This is a genomic window from Mesorhizobium sp. M1A.F.Ca.IN.022.06.1.1, assembly GCF_003952605.1.
In the GTDB taxonomy this organism is placed as follows: domain Bacteria; phylum Pseudomonadota; class Alphaproteobacteria; order Rhizobiales; family Rhizobiaceae; genus Mesorhizobium.
The window spans coordinates 5,641,618-5,661,231 of sequence record NZ_CP034455.1; the positions used below are offsets into that span (position 1 = coordinate 5,641,618).

Below are 19,614 nucleotides of genomic sequence, written 5' to 3' on the forward strand. Positions count from 1 at the left end.
CCGGAGAGGCCGGGGCCATGATCGGCATATAGGGACCGCAAAGCCGGCTGAAAAACAAGCAGAGGACCAACGGTCGGCCGGAGAACGGCCGATTGCACGGCGCTCGGGGCTTGCCTATCACGGGAAAGATGTCTCCGCCCGAACAATGACGCCGCTCACCGAAACCGTCCTCTTCGTCTTCAGTCTCGTTGCGCTCGGCTATTTCGCCGGCCTTACCGGCTATCTGAAGCCGGTGAGTGGTGAGGGCATATCCGAGTTCGCCGTCAACGTGGCTATGCCGCTGCTCTTGTTCCAGACGATGGTGAACTCCGATTTCCATGGCGTGGCGCCGTGGTCGCTGTGGAGCGCCTATTTTGCGGCGGTTGCCGTCACCTGGTCCGCCGGGCACCTGGTCATGACGCGCCTCTTCGGCCGCGATGCCCGCGCCGGCATCGTCGGCGGCGTGTCCTCGGCCTATTCCAATGTCGTGCTGCTTGGCGCGCCCTTCATCCTCGGCATATTCGGCACCAGCGGCTTCGAGGTGCTGTCGCTGCTGGTCTCGATTCACCTGCCTGTCATGATGATGGCGTCAATCGTGCTGTTCGAGATGTTCGGCCGTCACGGCGAAGAGTCCGTGCATCCGCTGCGCGTCATCCGGAATTTCCTCAGGCGGCTGTTCGTCAACCCGCTCATCATTGGCATTCTCGCGGGGCTCGCCTGGCGCTTCACCGGCGCGCCGCTGCCGCCGCTGATCGAGCGGCTGGTCGACGCGCTGGCCGATACGGCCGGGCCGGTGGCGCTGTTTGCGATGGGGCTCAGCCTGCGCCGCTTCGGCATTTCCGGGAACGTGCGCCCAGCGCTCGCGCTGTCGGCGCTGAAACTTTTCCTGATGCCGGCCTTGGTGCTGCTCGCGGTCTGGCTGCTCGGCCTGCCGCCGCTGACGGCAAAGGTCGCCGTGGTCGTGGCGGCGCTGCCTTCCGGCATCAATTCCTATCTCATCGCCGTTCAGTTCAACACCGGCCAGGCGCTGGCGTCCAACCAGATGACGATCGCCACGGCCAGCGCGGTGCTCACCACATCCTTCTGGCTGACGGTGGTCCTGCACGTGTTCGGCTAGCGCTCGTTTTTACTGGCCCAACCCCTATATGCCATCTTGTGATTGCTTGCCGGGCTTTCCCTAGGTAAGAGCAATGCGCCGGCGTGCAGCCTTGCACGCCCCCGAATATCCAGAAAAACGGCCGATCAGCGCGCCGAAACGGAGGCCAGACCATGCTTCAGAAAACCAGTCATTTCATGCGCCAGGCCAATCTCATCAACGGCGAATGGGTGCAGGCCGACAGCGGCCAGACCATCGACGTCAACAATCCGGCGACCGGCCTGAAGATCGGCACTGTGCCGAAGGCCGGCAAGGCCGAAACCCGCCGCGCCATCGAGGCCGCCGATGAAGCCTTCAAGAGCTGGCGCAAGACCACCGCGCTCGAGCGCTCGAAGCTTCTGCGCAAGCTGCACGACGCAATGATGGACAATCAGGACGTGCTGGCCGAGTTGCTCACCATCGAGCAGGGCAAGTCGCTGTTCGAATCCAAGGGCGAGATCGGCTCGGCCGCGAGCTATATCCTCTGGTTCGCCGAGGAAGGCCGCCGCACCTATGGCGACATCGTGCCGTCGCCCTGGGGCGACCGCCGCATCCTGGTGACGAAGGAGCCGGTCGGCGTCATTGCCGCCATCACGCCATGGAACTTCCCGTCCTCGATGCTCGCCCGCAAGCTTGGACCGGCGCTGGCCGCGGGCTGCACCGCCGTGGTCAAACCGGCCTCGCAGACGCCCTATTCGGGCCTCGCCTGGGGCGCGCTCGCCGAAGAGGTCGGCTTCCCCAAGGGCGTCATCAACATCCTGACCGGTTCGGCCGGCGAGATCGGCGACGAGATCTGCGCCAACCCGCTGGTCAAGAAGATAACCTTCACCGGCTCGACCGAGGTCGGCAAGATCCTGATTCAGAAGTCGTCGACGACGGTCAAGAAAGTGTCGATGGAACTCGGCGGCAATGCTCCGTTCCTGGTCTTCGACGATGCCGACATCGATCGCGCCGTCACCGGCGCCATCACCGCGAAGTACCGCAATTCCGGCCAGACCTGCGTCTGCACCAACCGCTTCCTCGTCCAGGCGGGTATCTATGACAAGTTCGTCGAGAAGCTCGCCGCTGCCAGCAACAATCTGAAGGTCGGCTCCGGCCTGGAAGAAGGCGTGCAGCAGGGGCCGCTGATCGACGAGAAAGCGGTCGAGAAGGTCGAGGAACTGATCGCCGATGCCACCTCGAAGGGCGGCAAGGTCGTTGCCGGCGGCAATCGCCATGCGCTCGGCGGCTCGTTCTTCCAGCCGACGGTCATCGCCGACGCCACGCCCAAGATGCGCTTCATGAAGGAAGAGATCTTCGGGCCGGTCGCCCCCGTGTTCAAGTTCGAGACCGAGGAAGAAGCAATCGCATTGGCCAACGACACCGAGTTCGGCCTCGCCTGCTATTTCTACACCGGCGATCTCGGCCGCGCCTTCCGCGTCATGGAAGGGCTGAAATACGGCATGGTCGGCGTCAATGAAGGCCTGATCACCACGCCCGAGGCGCCGTTCGGCGGCGTCAAGGAATCGGGCCTCGGCAAGGAAGGCGGACATCAGGGCATCGAGGACTATCTCGACACCAAATATGTCTGCCTCGGCGGCCTCGGCCTCTGACACCGCTCGACTGGTGAGGCAGGCATCAGGCCTGCCCTTGCCGGAGACGGCCGGCGTAGTCCACAGATCAATGAACTGACGTTTTCGGGCACAGCGATGAAGGACGGCGAGGTCTTCGGCACGACGCAGGCGGGCGAGGCTGTTCGCCGCTTCACCATCCGTGGCGGTGGTCTCACGGCCAACATCATCGGGCTTGGCGCGATCATCCAGGATCTGCGGCTCGCCGGCCATGATGCGCCGCTGGTGTTGGGCTACGACCAGTTCGAGCCCTATGAGACCGACCGCGCCTATTTCGGCGCCGTCGTCGGCCGCTTCGCCGAGGTCGCTTCACCATCGCCGGCAAGCGCTACCAGACCGAGCGCAATTTTCTAGGGAACACACGCTGCATGGCGGCTCGCAGGGCTATTTCCACCGGCCATGGTCGGTCTCGCTGCACGGGCGCGATTTCGTGACGCTGACACTGCACGATCCCGACGGCACGATGGGCTTTCCAGGCGCGCTGGACGTCACCTGCACCTATCGGCTGAAGATCCCCGGCACGCTCAGCATGGAACTGACCGCCACATGCGAGGAGCCGACGCTCTGTAATCTTGCGCAGCACTCCTACTTCAATCTCGACGACGGGGGCGCGGGCGACACTCTCGACCACCGGCTGATGCTCAATGCCGGCGCTTATACGCCCGTCGACGCAGAGATGATCCCGACCGGCGCGGTGAAGCCCGTCGACGGCACGCCCTATGACTTCCGCCAGGCGCGGCCGCTGCGCATGGAATCGGAAGGCGAGCAGCTTCCCTACGATCTGAATTACTGCCTCGCCTCCAGCCGTGGACCGCTGCACCAGGCAGCCTGGGTGCAGGGCGCCAGTTCCGGCGTCGAAATGGAAGTCTGGACCACCGAGCCCGGCCTGCAGCTCTATATCGGCCAGTATGTCGCGCCGTCCTCCCCTGGGCTGGACGGGCGCGGCTACAAAGCCTTTTCAGGCTTCTGCCTCGAAGCTCAGACCTGGCCCGACGCGCCGAACCGGCCCTATTTCCCACAGGCCACGCTTTGGCCGGGCCAGATCTACCATCAGGTGACGGAATACAGGTTCCGGCTCCCTAGCTAGATCCCAAAGGCTGTTCTTAGAATCTCGAACGGCGCGAGCGCGCCGCGCACCTGTACGACGGCCGCAGCCACCCGATGCGCGCGCCGAACCGCGTCGACTGGGGCGTGACCGGCAAGCCGGGCGGCGAGATAGCCGCCGTTGAAGGAATCGCCGGCGCCGGTTGTATCGACAGGCGAGGCGACATGCACTGCCTCGATTGTTTCCGAGGCGCCGTCCATGGCAATCAATGCCGGCTGCTCGCCGTTCTTGACGACAACCTCGCCGACCACTCCTCCGAGACGCCTGGCAGTTGTTTCCGGCGCCTCATCGCCAAACAGCATCTGCTCATCCGGAAAAGTGGGCAATGCGATATCCGCGACGGCGAGCGCTTCCAAGATCGCAGCCTGCGCGGTTTCACGGCTCGGCCACAGCCTGGGACGGTAATTCGGGTCAAAGGCGACCAGCGAACCCGCCGCGCGTGCTGTCGCGACGGCCGAAAGCAGGGTTTTGCGCGCGGCATCATCCAGAATTGCCAAAGTGATTCCGGAAAAATAGACAAGCGCCTGGTTTTCAAGACTTTTCGCCAGTGCCGCTGCATCGGAGGCAAGCTGGCGCGCGGCAGCATCGCTTCGCCAGTAAGTGAAGGCGCGCTCGGCTCCAGTGAGCGTGATGGCGTAAAGGCCCGGTCTTGCGCCGGCAATGACCGGGCTGCTGCCGATACCGATGCCGTTCTGGGCTAAGAACGCGATCTGATCGCGGGAAAAAGGGTCGTCGCCGAAGGCCGAGACATAGGTCGCGGGCCGGCCGGGGCTGAGCGCATGCAGCGCCCATAGCGTATTGAAGGTGTCGCCGGCAAAGCCCATACGCCAGTTCGGTCCTGCCTGGCCCGACAGTTCGAGCATGCATTCGCCGATCGACGCGACACCATTGGCTTCCATATGACTTGTCCTCCTAAAGCTTTGGTGCTGTAGCTTTTTGCAGCCAGCAGCGCCATGCTTGGCGCAGGCCGATTTTTGCGCCAGAAGCGATTTCCCACAGGCGGGAGGGATGCTGCGCGCAGCCCGTGACGTTATCAGCCGAAAAGGAGCCGGTTTGGCATCGATATGGCGTTACATTCTTGCGGGTCTCGGTCTTGCTGCCCTGCTGGTCGGCATTCTGACTGTCGTCTACCTGACGGCGCCGCATTCGGCACCGGGCCCCGATACGTCGCGTTCGAAAAAGACGGCGAGCGGCCTGTTCGTTGCGAGCTTCGAGCCGGAGCGCGGCGTCATCCGGCAGGGCGAGCTGCAATCCTGGCTGCTGACGCTGAAGACCTCCGCCGGCGCTCCGGTGGAGGGGGCCGCGATCACCGTTTCCGGCGGCATGCCGCAGCACAATCACGGCCTGCCGACCAGCCCGCAGGCGACCGACTATATGGGGGCGGGACGCTACCGCATCGACGGCGTGAAATTCACCATGACCGGGTGGTGGCAATTGCGCTTCGCGATCTCGGCGGCGGCGGGTTCCGATTCCGTCGTCTTCAACATCGTGTTGTGAGCGGCCGATGAAGCGTCTTCTCCGCCTCGCAAACCTGTCCGCTCTGGCTGCGCTCGCTTGGCTTGGCGGTTGCGGCGAGCCCGAGTTCAGCGACGCCGAGAAGAAGACCGTCGCCTCGCTGGCGTTGAACACGCTGCCGGCGCTCAAAGCGGACATGACGAACCAGTATGCCGATGTGCCGGCCGCTGCGGCGCTCGGATCGACGCTGTTCTTCGATGTCGGCATGAGCCGCGACGGCACGGTGTCCTGCTCGACCTGCCACAAGATCGACCGTCAGTTCCAGGACGACCTGCCGCGGGCGGTCGGCGTCGGCCACACCAATCGCCGAACCATGCCGCTGGCCGGCGTGGCGCGCGATCCTTGGTTCTTCTGGGACGGACGGCGCGACAGTTTGTGGGCGCAAGCGCTGACGCCGCTCGAAAACCCGCTGGAGCAGGCCGGCAACCGCGCGGCCTTCGCGCATTACATCAAGGACCGGTTCGGCGAGCGCTATGAGCGCATTTTCGGGCCGCTGCCCGATCTTTCCACCGTGCCGGCCAATGCCAGCCCGCTCGGCACCGAGGCCGAAAAGGCGGCATGGAACGCCATGCCCGCCAGGCAGGCCGAAGACGTCAACCGCGTCTTTGCCAATATCGGCAAGGCAATCGCGGCCTTCGAGCGCTCGATCGAACCTGGGCAGACGCGTTTCGACCGCTTCGCGATCGACCTCGCGACCGGCACCAAGCCGCAAGGCGATGCTGCCTTCTCGCCGGAAGAGATCCTCGGGCTGAAGCTGTTCATCGGCAAGGCCAATTGCGTGACCTGCCATAACGGGCCGCGCTTCACCGACAGTTCGTTCCACAACACCGGCGTGCCGCCGGTCAAAGATCTGCCACCCGACCGCGGCCGGGTCGATGCCGTGGCTCAAGTGCAGGCGGACCCGTTCAACTGCTTCGGCAAGTTCCGCGACGGCGATGAAAGCGCCTGCCGCGAATTGCGCTTCATGGTGAAGGACGGGCAGCAACTCGTGCGCGCCTACAAGACGCCGTCGCTCAGGGGGCAGCTACGCGTGCGCCCTACATGCATGCCGGGCAGTTCTCGACCCTCGACGAGGTGGTGGCGCATTATTCGAAAGCGGCGTCCAGCGTTGAAGGCGTTTCGGAGATCCACCCGCTCGAGCTCTCCGATCGCGAGCGCGCCGCTCTGGTGGCGTTTCTGAAGACTCTGTCGGAGTAGAGTCTTAATTTTGCGCGATTCCGGACGGAAAACGGCTGCGCACCTTTCCTGGAATTGCGCTAGCGATCCTTCACCGTTTCCATCGCCACGAAGGTGGAAGTCTGTGCCACGTGGGGAAGGGCCGAAATGCGCTCGCCGAGCACGCGGCGGTAGGCGGCGATATCGGTGGTGCGGACCTTCAGGAGATAGTCGAAGCTCGACGCCATCATATGGCACTGCTCGATCTCCGGCACGCCCTGCACCGCGCGGTTGAACGCGTCGAGCGCCGCCGAGCGCGTATCCGACAGCTTCACCTGGACGAAGGCGACATGTCCTTCGCCCATGCGCTCCCGGTCGATAATCGCGCGATAGCCTCTGATGTAGCCCTCCTTCTCAAGACGCTTCACACGGGCCTGCACCGGGGTCTTCGACAGCCCGACCTTCAAAGCCAGCTCGGACATTGAAAGCCGGCCGTCGCGCCCGAGCGCGGCCAGGATGTTGCGGTCAATGCGGTCCAATTGGTCTTCGCTCATCGGTCTTACGGTCAAAATGGCGGGAGCTAAGCCTATACGATAGCTCGAATGGACTGTCTCGTCGATTTCTTTGGACCGACCTGGGCTCCCAGCTGTGCTAGCTTGCGCCAATCGGTCCGGCGACCGCCAGACCTGCTCGCTAACGCTTGCTCTCATGGATCCGACATGCCGCTCGATGCCATCCGCCAGCAGATCCGCGCCAACTATTTGCCCGACGAAGACGAGGCGGTGAGGCGACTGTCCGCGGCTGCCGGGCTTTCGGCGGAAGAGCGCAAGGCGATCTCGGCGCGTGCGGCCGATCTGGTGCGCGCGGTGCGCGGCTCGAGCGACCCTCGGCTGATGGAGGTTTTTCTTTCGGCTTATGGCCTGTCGACCAAGGAAGGCGTGGCGCTGATGTGCCTCGCCGAGGCGCTGCTGCGCGTTCCCGATGCCGAGACGATGGACGATCTCATCGCCGACAAGATCGCGCCCCATGACTGGTCGGCGCATTCGGGCAGCTCGAGTTCCATTTTCGTCAACGCCTCGACCTGGGCGCTGATGCTGACGGGCCGCGTGCTCGATGAAGGCGAGGGCGGTATCGAAGGCACGCTGCGCGCCATGGTGCGCAGGCTCGGCGAGCCGGTCATCCGCAAGGCCGTGGCGGCGGCGATGCGCGAAATGGGCGAGCAGTTCGTGCTCGGCCGCACCATCGCCGAAGCGGTCAAGCGCGGCCGTCCGATGACGCAGAAGGGCTATCTCTATTCCTTCGACATGCTGGGTGAGGCGGCCCGCACCGAGGCTGATGCGCTGCGCTATCACCGCGCCTATGCGGATGCGATTTCCTCGCTCGACGCGGGGTCCAATGGCCCGGACATTCGCTACAACCACGGCATTTCGGTCAAGCTTTCGGCACTGCATCCGCGCTATGAGGTGGCGCAGAAGGAGAAGATGCTGCCGGTAATGGCCGAGCGGCTGTTGTCGCTGGCGCTTGCCGCGCGGCATTCGCGCATGGGCCTCAACATCGATGCCGAAGAGGCCGACCGGCTCGATCTGTCGCTCGACGTCATCGAACGCGTGCTCGCCGAACCGGAGCTTGCCGGTTGGGATGGTTTCGGCGTCGTCGTCCAGGCCTATGGCCCGCGCGCGGCCTTCGTCATCGACTGGCTCTATGCGCTTGCCAAAAAATACGACCGCAAGATCATGGTGCGGCTGGTGAAGGGCGCCTATTGGGACACCGAGATCAAGCGGGCACAGACGCTTGGGCTTGCCGGCTATCCGGTCTTCACCCGCAAGACCAACACCGACGTCTCGTATCTGGCCTGCGCGCGAAAACTGCTGTCGATGACCGACCGCATCTACCCGCAATTCGCCACCCACAACGCGCACACGGTGGCTGCCATCCTGTCGATGGCGAAGGATCGCGACTCCTTCGAATTCCAGCGTCTGCACGGCATGGGCGAATCGCTGCACGAGACGGTGCGCAAGGCCGAAAGGACGCGCTGCCGCATCTACGCGCCGGTCGGTGCGCATTCCGACCTGCTCGCCTATCTGGTGCGGCGGCTCTTGGAAAACGGCGCCAACTCCTCTTTCGTCCACCAGTTGACCGACGAGGAGGTCGAGCCGGAAGAAATCGCCCGCGACCCGCTGGAGGCTGTAGAGAAACAAGGCCCCGCCGCCAATCCGGCGATCGCGCGGCCCGCCGCGATCTTCGGCGCCCACCGGCGCAATTCAAAAGGGTTCGACATCAGTGATGCGGTGACTCTTGCAGCCATCGACAGGGCACGGGCGGAATTCGCGGGAGCGGATCGCTGGCATGCCAAGCCGATCACGCCCGCCGCCGGCTACGGCAAGCCGCGCCAGATCGTCAACCCGGCCAAGCCCGATGAGGTCGTCGGCACAGTGCATGAGGCGGCGGCCAAGCAGGTCGCGACCGCCGTGCGTATCGCTGTGGAGGCGCAGCCGGCCTGGGCAAAACGCCCGGTTGCCGAGCGCGCCGCGATCCTCAACCGCGCCGCCGACCTCTACGAGGCCAATGCCGCCGAGTTCTTCGCTTTGGCCACTCGAGAGGCCGGCAAGTCGTTGGCCGACGGCGTCGCCGAAGTGCGCGAGGCGGTCGATTTCCTGCGTTACTATGCGGCCGAGGCGGCGAATGCCGAAGCGGGCACTGAAGCCCGTGGCGCAATCGTCTGCATCTCGCCGTGGAATTTCCCGCTGGCCATCTTCACCGGCCAGATCGCGGCGGCGCTCGTCACCGGCAATTCGGTGATCGCGAAGCCCGCCGAGCAGACGCCGCTGATCGCCTTCCGCGCCGTCGAGATGCTGCGCGAGGCCGGCGTGCCGGAGGATATCATCCAGCTTCTGCCGGGTGACGGTGCGTCGGTCGGAGCGCCGCTCACCGCCGACCCGCGCATCGCAGGTGTCTGCTTTACCGGCTCGACCGAGGTCGCCAAGCTGATCGAAAAACAGCTGGCCGAAACGGCGGCGCCCGATGCCATGCTGATTGCCGAGACGGGTGGGCTGAACGCCATGATCGTCGATTCCACGGCGCTTCCCGAGCAGGCGGTGCGCGACATCCTCGCCTCCGCCTTCCAGAGCGCCGGGCAGCGCTGCTCGGCGCTGCGCGTGCTCTACGTGCAGAAGGATGTCGAGAAGAAGATGCTGGCCATGCTGAAGGGCGCGATGGAAGCCCTCAATGTCGGCGATCCGTGGCTGATCTCGACCGATGTCGGCCCGGTCATCGACGATGAGGCGCAGGCCTCGATCGGCGACTACTGCAAGAAAAAGGGGCTGGAGGGGCGCCTCATCGCCAAGCTCGAAGCGCCGGCTGCCGGCCGCTTCGTCGCGCCGCATGTCTTTCGGGTCAAAGGCATCGAGGAGATGGAGCGCGAAGTGTTCGGTCCGGTGCTGCATGTCGCCACCTTCGACGCCGACGACATCGACGCGGTGATTGCCGGCATCAACCGCAAGGGCTACGGCCTGACCTTCGGCCTGCACACCCGCATCGAGGGCCGCGTCCAGCATTTCGTCGACGGCATCCATGCCGGCAACATCTATGTCAACCGAAACCAGATCGGCGCCGTCGTCGGCTCGCAGCCCTTCGGCGGCGAGGGTCTGTCCGGCACCGGGCCGAAGGCCGGCGGGCCACATTATCTGCGCCGCTTCCGCAAGGGCCCGCAAGCCGGAACGGAAGTCGGCGACGGCCACAAGGTGACGGCGACGGAACTCGCGGACAATCTGCCGGACCCGACGCTTGGCGGTTGGTCGACGCGACCCGATCGCGTGGCGATTCTGAGAAAACATCTGCGCGGCAAGGGGGCTGCGGCCATCGCCGCCGCAGCGGGCCTCGATTTCGGGCAGGTCGACCTGCCGGGCCCGACCGGCGAGGCCAACACGCTGTCGCTGGCGCCGCGCGGACGGGTGCTCTGCCTCGGGCCGGATGCCGAGACGCTGCTTGCGCAGACAATCCAGGCTTTAGCCGCCGGCAATGCCGTTCTGGCAGTGGCGCCAGGCGCGCCGGCGGCGCTGTCGGCGCTGACCGGCAAGGGCCTGCCACTGGCGGCGATCGACGGTCGGCCGGACCCGGTCGAGGCGCGCTCGCTGCGCGTCGACGTCGTTGCCTTCTCCGGCACGCCGGAAGCGGCGCGCATCGTGCGCAAGGTGGTTGCCGAGCGCGCCGGGCCGATCGTGCCGCTGGTCAGCGAAGTGCTTAATCCGGCGGCTTATGCGCATGAGCGCGCGGTCTGCGTTGACACGACGGCGGCCGGCGGCAATGCCAGCCTGCTCGCGGCAGCCTAATCAGGTGCGGGAAGGCCGCCGCGTTAGCGGCGGTCAGGCGCCCTCGACGACCAAAAACCCTTCGAACTCGGGGTGGCCAAGATAATGCACCTTGGCGGTGCCGGCGTTGCGATGGGCGGCGCGGAAGTTCTCCGACTTCGTCCAGGCGATGAAATCGCGGAGGCTTTAAAAAGGGCCGATCCGCGCCTTGAACACCCAACTTGATTTGCCGGTCTCGGGTGGAATGGGAGGGAACGGGGCTTGCTTGCGCACTAGCGTCAAAGCGAACTGATCGAGCTCGGCGGACCCTGAACTTTCAGTGAGCTGCAGGTCGCTGACGCTGCCGTCGGCCGCGACGACGAAAACCACCCTGGCGTTGTTGCGAGCCTTGGCCTGGATCGATTTCGAAACGCGACGGTTGGCGCGCGCAAGTTTCTTCTGGATTTCACCGCTGTAGTGGGATTCCAGGGCATTGCCGGCAGCGACCTGTTTCTTGCCTTTGCTGGCGGCAACAGGCGCGTCGCGTGTATCGCCATCCGCCGTGCCGCCGGTTGCATTGGTCTGGTCTGCCGCTGCCGATGGGGCTGGGCCGCTCGATGTCGCACTGGGGACCGGTGGCTGTTGAGGCTCGGCAAGGGGCGCTTCAGCGCTTTGCAGTTCGGTCGCGGGCGTAGGTTTGCTGTCGTCGGGGACAGTCTGGTCATCCTGGCGTGGGCTGGTGGCCGCCACGATATCCGGCGCGGAAGCGGCTTCCTTGACGGCTTGCGGCGGAAGCTGAGGCGTCGAGGGTTCGCTTGCTGGTTCCTGCGCTTCGACCGGCGGTGCGGGCTGCGCGGCCTGGCGTTTCACCGGCTGCAGTTCGGGCACCAAGGTGACATCCACGGCGCCGGACGACTGGTCGTCCAGGGCGCTGCCGGTGACGTTGGCGCCGGACTGATCTGTGCCCTCGGCCCGAATCGCGTCCATGGAGTCGAATATCCCGGCAGGCGCGAACAGGAACGCGGCCGCCGCAGCGCCATGGAGCAGGCCGGAAGCGATGATCGCCACCGGCCATTTGCGATGCCCGGCCGAGTGCCGCGGCTGCATGAGCGGCTCGGCCGGCGTGATCGCCGGTTCGCTGCCTGCATCGGAGGAGTGATTGATGTCCTGCATGTCTCGCGCCGAGACCTGCTGTACGCGATAAGAAATTGTCAAATCAAGATCGGTTGCCGCCTATGGCCCACGCCATGGCATCTCCTGGCGGGCCGGATGCAATCCCCACCTCTATACGCCGAAGGCGATGGCGGTTTTAGTCGAGGTCTTCAGGTCGCGCATGCAGGCCGTCGGCTCGACGCCGGTTCCAGCGCATTCCGTCGCGCTGTTGATCAGCACGCGGCCGAGCTTGCCGCAGTCGGCGCCCGCGAAATCGAAGCGCGTGACTTTCGTCTTGCCGACCGGCAGGTCCTTGAAATCGAGCACGGTGAGGCGGTCGACAACGCCGGACTCATTGAACAGCGCGATTTCGAAAGCGGACTTCGACAGGTCGGCGCCGAGCGCGTTGTTGACGACGAAGGTCAGCCGGCAGCCCTTGTCCGAAGGCTGCACGGCGTTGAGTTCGAGATTAAGGGCCGGCGCTGGCGCGGACTGGCCGCGCGCCGGCACCGGGCCGAGCCGACATCGCCAGCGCCGAGGTCAAGAGACAGAGCGATGTCGTCAAGTTCATGGTTCTCAGCCTCCAAAGCGCATGGTTGCCGCAAGCTTCAGCGTGACGCCCGGTTCATAGAGGACGGCAGTCGTGCTTGCGTTGAGCGGATTGGTGTATTTGACATCGAACAGATTGTCGGCGCGGACGTCGAGCTTGAGGTTGTCGGTCGCCTGGTAACTGGCAAAGGCATTGACCAGCGTATAGTCCTTGGCCACCGGATTGCCCTTGGGCTTGCCGTTATATTGCACTTCACCGCCGACGGTGAGCCTGTCCTCGAGGAAGCGAAGGCCGAGCTGCGCCGTCACCTGCGAGGAGGGAATGGTGGCAAGGTCGGCCCGCTCGCCCTCATACGAGATGGTGTGGCCGTTGATGATCGAGGCCGAGAAGCCCGCATAGCCCCAGCCGGCGTCATAGACGCTTTCCAGTTCAAAACCGTTGATCTTGGCCTTGGCGAAGTTCTGATACTGGAAGCAGATCGGGATGCCGGGGCCGAACGGGCAGCCGCTGGTCGGGTCGAAGGCCGACAGCGTGACGCCGTCGATATAGTCTTCGACATTGTTGTTGAAATAGGCGGCCTTGAGCCGCAGAGCGTCGCCGCCTTCGAAAATGTCGTTCTGCTTGTAGTTGACGCCGAACTCGACGGTCTTGCCGGTCTCAGGCTTGAGATTTGGATTGGGCAGGAAGGGGAAGGTGACGCCGGCCGGATGGTTACCGCTGATCAGCGTCTCCGTCAGCGAGGGTGAGCGGTAGCCTTCCGCATAGGTGCCGTAAAACTGCAGGCCGGCGAGGTCAGCGCTTTCGAAGGGCGATACGCCGACGGTGATGCGCGGCGACAGCCGGTCGCCTGATGTCTCGTGCTCGGAGTCCTTCAGGCTGTACCTGTCGTAGCGCAGGCCGGTGATGACCTCCAGCCATTCCCAGGTCAGCTTGTCCTGGACATAGGCGCCGGAGACGTTGCGCTTACCTGACGGCGTGTAGAAGCTGTCGCCGCCGGCTGTGCCCCCGGTTTCGACGTCGTCGCCGACCCAGTCACCGCCGTAAGTCAACTCATGCGCAATGCCGGCGGTCTCGAATCGCGACGTGTTCCATATGTCGATGCCGGTCGTCCCGACATCGAAAGTCGAGAGCGACCCGGCGGGCAGCACCACGGGCAGGCCGGTCGTCGGATCGAAACGGTTCTGCGGGACGAGCGTCGTCAGATCGAGAAGCGTCTTGTTGTAAGAGGCGTTGATGTGGAGATCGAGCCAGCTTTTGGCATCGTCGGTGATGTTGTAGCGGGCGGTGAAGGTATTCGATTTCAGATCGACATCGTTGGCCGGAATGCCGCCACTGGTCTCTGTCCACCCGTCCTTCGAGCCGACCCAGCCGAGCTTCAACTCGCTGTTCTCGGTCGGGCGAATGGTGGTCTTGAGCAGGCCGCTCAGCACGTCGAAGCCGGTGCCGGCAACGGTGTCGCCGCCACCGTTCTTGTAGTCGCCGTAGTCGCGGTAGACGATGTTACCCAAAACGTCCCAGTTCTCGTTGAAGCGATAGGCGCCGCTAGCGCTGGTGGTCCAGCCCTTGCCATTCGTTTCATAGCGACCGGTGGCGGAAGCCGCCCAGCTTTCCTCCGGCTTGAGGAAATCTCCGGCGTCCTTGGTTTCGAAGAACACCACTCCGCCGATGGCGCCGGAGCCATAGGTGTTGGCGACCGGGCCGCGGATCACGTCGACGGATTTGATGAGCTCGGGATCGACATAGAAGGTCGACTGCGTGCCGTGGTCGGAGCGCTGGAAATCCTGCCTGGCGCCGTCGACGATCACCGCCACGCGGCCGAAATCCTGCAGGCCGCGGATGTTGATGCTGGAGCTGACGCGTCGCGCGTCGGCCTGCACTGCAACTCCCGGCACGCCAAGCAGCATCTCGTTCGGCGTCGTCGCCATGCGGCGCTCAAGCTGTTCCTTGTCGACATGGCTGGCCGAGGCCAGCGACTGGATCGCCGTCTCGCCGGTGCGGCTGATGACGAGGATCTTGTCGAGCAGCGTCGAGTCGCCTGCACTTTTCTGGTCAGTCTTCTTTGTCTGGTCGCTCTGCTGGTCAGCCGCCGGCTGGGTGGCCTGTTGCGCTTTGGCCGCCGGCATACAGAGCGCGATTGCCGCCGCGCCAGCCAGCAAGGCCGCCATTTCCTTCGCCATCGGCCGATCTGTCGGCCGTCCCCAATTCACCAACCCCATGCCCCAACTCCAGATTCTCAGGCTCGATGCTGGCTGGCGCGGGGCTCGCTCGCATTTTTGATCGCGTCCGGCGTCTTAAATGTTGACTCATTTAGTCCGGTAATGCACGACTAGTAAACATGAGAAATCGAGTCAAGAATTTAATCGGCATTTGACGAGGCGACCGGCCCGGTGGCCGGCACAGGAAAAAGGGACCGAATGAGATGAACAGCCATAACCCAAGCGACTTTCGCTACCGCGGCCGCCGCTCCGACGACGTGCCCGCGCGTTTTGACCGCGTGGCGATGTCAGTGCGCACGCTCTCCAGCAACGCGCTGTTCCAGGGCGAGCATGAGATCGGCATCGAACATCATGGTGCTCTCTACCGTCTGAAGATCACCCGCCAGGGCAAGCTGATCCTCAACAAGTAAGCACGATCGGCAGACGAACAGGGCAGACAAAAAGTGGGCAGGTGGACGATATGGACCAACGCGTGAAGCCGTCGCCGGACGAGATCCGGGGTTCGCGGGAAGACAATCCGAAGATGCGCGAGCGCGATTTGGCGGCCCAACTCGGCATTTCGGAAGCAGAGCTGGTCGCGGCACATTGCGGCCATGGCGCCGTGCGCGTCGAGCCGCGCGTCAATGACTTGCTGAGCGGCCTCGAAGCGGTCGGCGAAGTGATGGCGCTGACCCGCAACGAAAGCGCCGTGCACGAAAAGATCGGCGTCTACGACAAGGTCGTCACTGGCAATCACAACGCCATGGTGCTCGGCGAGAACATCGACCTGCGCATCTTCCCGAAAGTGTGGGCACATGGCTTTGCCGTCGAGAAACGCGACGGGGGCGAGATCCGCCGCAGCCTGCAGTTCTTCGATGCGGCCGGCGAGGCCGTTCACAAGGTGCATCTGCGGGCAGCCTCGAACCTCTATGCTTACCAGAAGCTGATGGCGAGCCTTGAATCGTCGAACCAGGAGCCGACGATCGCAATCGCCTCAAGCGCGCCGGAGGACGAAGTGGAGGTGCAAGCCTTGGTAGCCAGCATCGACGACCTCCGCGACCGCTGGAGCCGGATGACCGACGTGCATCAGTTCTTCGGCATGCTGAAGACCCTGAAGCTCAGCCGCCGTGAGGCGGTGCGCATGGTCGGCCAGGACTATGCATGGCTGCTCGACAATGATGCCGTCAGCGCCATGTTTCACCACGCGGCGGAAGGCGAGATGCCGATCATGTGCTTCGTCGGCAACCGCGGCTGCATCCAGATCCATTCCGGCCCGATCAAGTCGGTCAAGCCGATGGGACCATGGATTAACGTGCTCGACGAGACCTTCCACCTGCATCTGAGGACCGATCACATCCATGAAGTCTGGGCGGTGCGCAAGCCGACCAAGGATGGCCATGTCACCTCGCTCGAGGCTTACGACGCCAAGGGGGGCATGATCATCCAGTTCTTCGGCAAGCGCCATGAAGGCGAGGGCGAGCGCGACGACTGGCGCTTCCTGGCCGAGAACCTGCCCCGCATCCCCAGCCCGACCGCTGCATGAGGCGAGACTCGATGCGTGTCGTTCACCGTTTCCGCTCTGGGCTTGCGCTGCTGGTCGCCGTTCTGCTTGCCGCCGCCGCTATGCCTGCCGGAGCCGATGAAGGTAGGGCCGTCTTCTCCGACACCTCGCGGATTGCCGCCATCGGCGGCTCGATCACCGAGATCGTCTATGCGCTCGGCGAGGAAGGTCATCTCGTCGCCCGTGATTCGACCAGCTCTTTCCCGCAAGCCGCGCAGAAATTGCCTGATGTTGGCTATATGCGCGCGCTGTCGCCGGAGGGCGTTCTGTCGGTCAATCCATCGGGGATTCTAGCCCTGCATGGCAGCGGCCCGAAGGAAACCGTCGACGTGTTGAAGAAATCGAGCGTGCCCTTTGTCGAGGTGCCGGAGCGCTACAGCCATGAAGGCATCCTCGAAAAGATCCGCACCGTCGGGAGGGCGCTGGGGGTCGAGGCTAAGGCGGAGCAGCTCGCTGCGGAGACGGACGCGAAGCTGAAGTCGGCCGAAAAGCAGACGGCCGCGATCAAGGAGCGCAAGCGCGTGCTGTTCGTGCTGTCGATGCAGGGCGGCAAGATCCTGGCCGCGGGCAGCGATACGGCCGGCGACGGCATCATCAGGCTTGCCGGCGCCGTCAACGCGGTCGAGGGTTTTTCGGGCTACAAGCAGCTGTCCGACGAGGCGATCGTCACCGCAAGGCCGGATGTGCTCCTGACCATGAAAAACGCCGGTCCACCGATCTCGGAAGATGAGCTGTTCGCCAATCCATCGATCGCTTCGACGCCCGCGGGAGCTGCCCGCAAGCTGATCAGCATGGATGGCGGCTACCTGCTGGGCTTCGGGCCGCGCACGGCCGCGGCCATCCACGACCTCGCCGTCTCGCTTTACGGCAATCAGGTCACGGACTGAGCGGTGATGGCCGAACAGTCGATTGCGGGGCCGGCGGGCAGGGTGAGGGCATCCGATGGCGACCGCTCGGCGCGGGCAAGGATCGTCATCCTGCTTTTGTCTGTCGCGCTTGCGCTGTCCATATTCCTGTCGCTGACCTCGGGCGCTTCGGACGCGTCCGCCGTTCGCGTCCTCCGCGACTGGCTGACCGGAGGCGTGCCGGCCGATACGGCGCTCGCCGCGCGCCACCGGCTGATCGTCTATGACATCCGCATGCCGCGCGTGCTGCTCGGCGTGCTGATCGGCGCCGCGCTCGCCGTCTCCGGCGCGGTGATGCAAGGACTGTTCCGCAACCCGCTCGCCGATCCCGGCCTGATCGGCGTTTCGGCCGGCTCGAGCCTTGGCGCGGTGGCAATCATCGTGCTCGGCACAACCTGGCTTGCGCCTGTCACGCTCGCCCTTGGCACGCTCGCCCTGCCGCTGGCAGCCTTCCTCGGCGGCCTGGCGGTGACGCTGCTGCTCTATGCCATTGCGACGCGCCACGGCCGGACGTCAGTCGCCACGATGCTGCTCGCCGGCCTGGCGATCGCCGCCCTTGCCATGGCGCTGACCGGCATACTGGTCTTCGTGGCCGACGACAGGCAATTGCGCGACCTCACCTTCTGGCAGCTCGGCTCGCTTGGCGGCGCCACTTGGCCGAAAATCGGCACGGTCGGACCGGTGATCTTGCTGGCACTGGCGACGATGCCGTTTCTGTCGCGCGGCCTCGATGCGCTGGCGCTCGGCGAGGCGACCGCCGGCCATCTCGGCATTCCGGTCCAGCGGCTGAAATACACGGCCATCGTCGGCGTGTCGGCGGCGGTCGGTGCGTCGGTCGCCGTCAGCGGAGGCATCGGCTTCATCGGCATCGTCGTGCCGCATCTGTTGCGCCTCGCCATCGGTCCGGAAAACCGCTACCTGTTGCCGGCCTCGGCCTTGCTCGGCGCCTCGCTGCTTCTGCTTGCCGACGCGGTCGCCCGCACCATCGTCGCTCCGGCCGAACTGCCGATCGGCATCGTCACGGCAGTGGCCGGCGCGCCGTTCTTCCTGTGGATCCTGCTGCGCAAGCGCGGCGTCATTGATCTGTGAGCAGCCGATGATCGAAGCCCGGGACATCTCCGTAGCGATCGGCTCCAGGCGCATCGTGTCGCATGTCGATTTCACGGCGCGGCCGGGCGAGGTAACGGCAATCGTCGGGCCCAATGGCTCGGGCAAGACGACGCTGCTCAAGGCGCTGACGGGCGAGCTCTCCTATACCGGCACTGTCATCCTCAATGGCCGAGACCTGGTTTCCATGAAGCCGGTGGAGGCAGCGACGCATCGCGCCGTGCTGCCGCAGTCCACCACGCTGTCCTTTCCCTTCACGGTGCTAGAGGTCGTTCGTCTCGGCCTGATCGGCGGGCGTTCCGGGGTGCTGCCCGGCGAGGATGCGCGCTTGCCCGAGCGGGCGCTGGCGCGTGTCGATCTCGACGGCTTTGCCGGCCGCTTCTACCAGGAGCTTTCAGGCGGCGAGCAGCAGCGCGTCCAGCTTGCCCGCGTGCTTTGCCAGGTCTGGGCGCCGGTGCTCGAGGGCAGGCCGCGCTACCTCTTCCTCGACGAGCCTGTCTCCAGCCTCGACGTCAAGCACCAACTGATCATCATGAATATTGCGCGCGATTTCGCCCGGCGCGGCGGCGGCGTGGTGGCGATCCTGCACGACCTCAATTTGACGGCCATGTATGCCGACCGGATTTTCGTGCTCTCTCGTGGCCAGCTGGCTGCCGCCGGCTCGCCGCAAGACGTGCTCAATGACGAGCTGATCGAAAAGGTGTTCGACTGCCGGCTCAAGGTCGGCGCACTGCCTGCTGGAAGCGTTCCGTTCGTGTTGCCGCAATCGGCAGCTTAGGCAGCCGGGGCGCGCTGCTCCAGGAGATCGATGCCAAGCAGGTGGCGCACATTCGGGCGCGCGGCGACGAGGTCGGCGATCGTGTAGCGGGAGAGCACGGCGAAGAAGGCATTGAGCGCTTCGCGCAGTGCCGAATTCAAGGCGCAGCTGTCGACCAGCGGGCATTCGGCGGCGTCGTTCTCGAAGCACTCGGCCATGGCGAAGCTCTCTTCGGTGACGCGCACGACGTCGAACAGGCTGATCTGCTCCGCCGGGCGGCCGAGCCTGACGCCGCCATTGCGGCCGCGCACCGTCTCGACCAGGCCGGCCTCGACCAGCGGCTGCAGGATCTTGAACAAAAACAGCTCCGAAACCGAATAGGCGGTGGCGATCTCGGGGATGCGGCTCAGCCGGTCGCTGTTCGCGGCGCAATACATCAGTATGCGCATCGCATAGTTCGTCTGGCGCGTGAGCCGCATGGTATCCTCGCGAAATGAGCTTGGGCCGAATATGGCCCATAGTTTGGAACAATTCCAGACTGGACCGCTACATAGCTGAATAAACTTATCAACTTTTTGTGCGTGTCCGCCGCATCGCGCCGC

Annotated in this window: 14 protein-coding genes and 4 pseudogenes; 11 read left to right on the plus strand and 7 right to left on the minus strand. The window is 64.7% G+C overall.

Annotated elements, in window-relative coordinates:
* Positions 1–145 precede the first annotated feature (145 nt).
* From EJ078_RS26800 to EJ078_RS26810, 3 genes and pseudogenes are all read left to right on the plus strand, one after another.
* A complete protein-coding gene (locus EJ078_RS26800) occupies positions 146–1,096 on the plus strand; it encodes an AEC family transporter (RefSeq protein WP_127216878.1) in 951 nt (316 codons plus the stop codon).
* 152 nt (positions 1,097–1,248) lie between these two features.
* Complete coding sequence (locus EJ078_RS26805) at positions 1,249–2,706, plus strand: NAD-dependent succinate-semialdehyde dehydrogenase (protein ID WP_127216879.1); 1,458 nt, start codon at positions 1,249–1,251, stop codon at positions 2,704–2,706.
* Between the two features lie 96 nt (positions 2,707–2,802).
* Positions 2,803–3,811, plus strand: a pseudogene (locus tag EJ078_RS26810) (aldose epimerase family protein).
* On the opposite strand, the gene EJ078_RS26815 reads toward EJ078_RS26810, so the two are convergent.
* On the minus strand, positions 3,808–4,728 hold the full coding sequence (locus EJ078_RS26815) for a sugar kinase (protein WP_067329424.1): 921 nt from the start codon (positions 4,726–4,728) through the stop codon (positions 3,808–3,810). The pseudogene EJ078_RS26810 and the gene EJ078_RS26815 overlap by 4 nt on opposite strands.
* A 154-nt stretch (positions 4,729–4,882) precedes the next feature.
* Here EJ078_RS26815 and EJ078_RS26820 point away from each other — a divergent pair, with 154 nt between their 5' ends.
* Positions 4,883–5,326: a FixH family protein gene (locus EJ078_RS26820; RefSeq protein WP_067329635.1), complete on the plus strand. Its 444-nt coding sequence runs from the start codon at positions 4,883–4,885 to the stop codon at positions 5,324–5,326.
* A 7-nt stretch (positions 5,327–5,333) separates the two neighbouring features.
* Positions 5,334–6,541: pseudogene (locus EJ078_RS26825) on the plus strand (cytochrome c peroxidase).
* 59 nt (positions 6,542–6,600) lie between these two features.
* Here the strand turns inward: EJ078_RS26825 and EJ078_RS26830 are convergent.
* Positions 6,601–7,053 (minus strand): Lrp/AsnC ligand binding domain-containing protein, encoded by a 453-nt coding sequence (locus EJ078_RS26830; protein WP_095778463.1) that lies wholly within the window; start codon positions 7,051–7,053, stop codon positions 6,601–6,603.
* A gap of 165 nt (positions 7,054–7,218) precedes the next feature.
* Between EJ078_RS26830 and putA the strand changes: the two genes are divergently transcribed.
* Positions 7,219–10,827: a bifunctional proline dehydrogenase/L-glutamate gamma-semialdehyde dehydrogenase PutA gene (gene putA / locus EJ078_RS26835; RefSeq protein WP_127217018.1), complete on the plus strand. Its 3,609-nt coding sequence runs from the start codon at positions 7,219–7,221 to the stop codon at positions 10,825–10,827.
* A 33-nt stretch (positions 10,828–10,860) separates the two neighbouring features.
* Here the strand turns inward: putA and EJ078_RS26840 are convergent.
* The 4 genes and pseudogenes from EJ078_RS26840 to EJ078_RS26855 form a co-directional block, all read right to left on the minus strand.
* Positions 10,861–10,983 (minus strand): annotated as a pseudogene (locus EJ078_RS26840) (antibiotic biosynthesis monooxygenase); the annotation flags it as partial.
* Positions 10,984–10,992: 9 nt separating this feature from the next.
* Positions 10,993–11,853 carry a TonB family protein gene (locus EJ078_RS26845; protein WP_245458968.1) on the minus strand — a complete coding sequence of 287 codons (861 nt, stop codon included), beginning with the start codon at positions 11,851–11,853 and terminating at the stop codon, positions 10,993–10,995.
* Between the two features lie 216 nt (positions 11,854–12,069).
* A pseudogene (locus EJ078_RS26850) lies at positions 12,070–12,463 on the minus strand (hypothetical protein).
* A gap of 50 nt (positions 12,464–12,513) precedes the next feature.
* Positions 12,514–14,703, minus strand: coding sequence for a TonB-dependent hemoglobin/transferrin/lactoferrin family receptor (locus EJ078_RS26855; RefSeq protein ID WP_127404261.1), 2,190 nt, complete (start codon positions 14,701–14,703; stop codon positions 12,514–12,516).
* Between the two features lie 203 nt (positions 14,704–14,906).
* Between EJ078_RS26855 and hemP the strand changes: the two genes are divergently transcribed.
* Genes hemP through EJ078_RS26880 form a run of 5 tightly spaced genes read left to right on the plus strand, consistent with a single transcriptional unit; the run spans position 14,907 to position 19,033 of the window.
* Positions 14,907–15,113 (plus strand): hemin uptake protein HemP, encoded by a 207-nt coding sequence (hemP, locus tag EJ078_RS26860; RefSeq protein WP_066999851.1) that lies wholly within the window; start codon positions 14,907–14,909, stop codon positions 15,111–15,113.
* 50 nt (positions 15,114–15,163) lie between these two features.
* Positions 15,164–16,225 (plus strand): hemin-degrading factor, encoded by a 1,062-nt coding sequence (locus EJ078_RS26865; RefSeq protein ID WP_127216710.1) that lies wholly within the window; start codon positions 15,164–15,166, stop codon positions 16,223–16,225.
* 11 nt (positions 16,226–16,236) lie between these two features.
* Positions 16,237–17,130 (plus strand): hemin ABC transporter substrate-binding protein, encoded by an 894-nt coding sequence (locus tag EJ078_RS26870; RefSeq protein WP_127216711.1) that lies wholly within the window; start codon positions 16,237–16,239, stop codon positions 17,128–17,130.
* Between the two features lie 6 nt (positions 17,131–17,136).
* Positions 17,137–18,237, plus strand: coding sequence for an iron ABC transporter permease (locus EJ078_RS26875; protein ID WP_127216712.1), 1,101 nt, complete (start codon positions 17,137–17,139; stop codon positions 18,235–18,237).
* 7 nt (positions 18,238–18,244) lie between these two features.
* Positions 18,245–19,033, plus strand: coding sequence for a heme ABC transporter ATP-binding protein (locus EJ078_RS26880; RefSeq protein ID WP_095801905.1), 789 nt, complete (start codon positions 18,245–18,247; stop codon positions 19,031–19,033).
* Here EJ078_RS26880 and rirA read toward each other — a convergent pair.
* Positions 19,030–19,491 carry an iron-responsive transcriptional regulator RirA gene (gene rirA, locus EJ078_RS26885; protein WP_066999863.1) on the minus strand — a complete coding sequence of 154 codons (462 nt, stop codon included), beginning with the start codon at positions 19,489–19,491 and terminating at the stop codon, positions 19,030–19,032. The two genes, EJ078_RS26880 and rirA, sit on opposite strands and share 4 nt — an antisense overlap.
* Positions 19,492–19,614 lie beyond the last annotated feature (123 nt).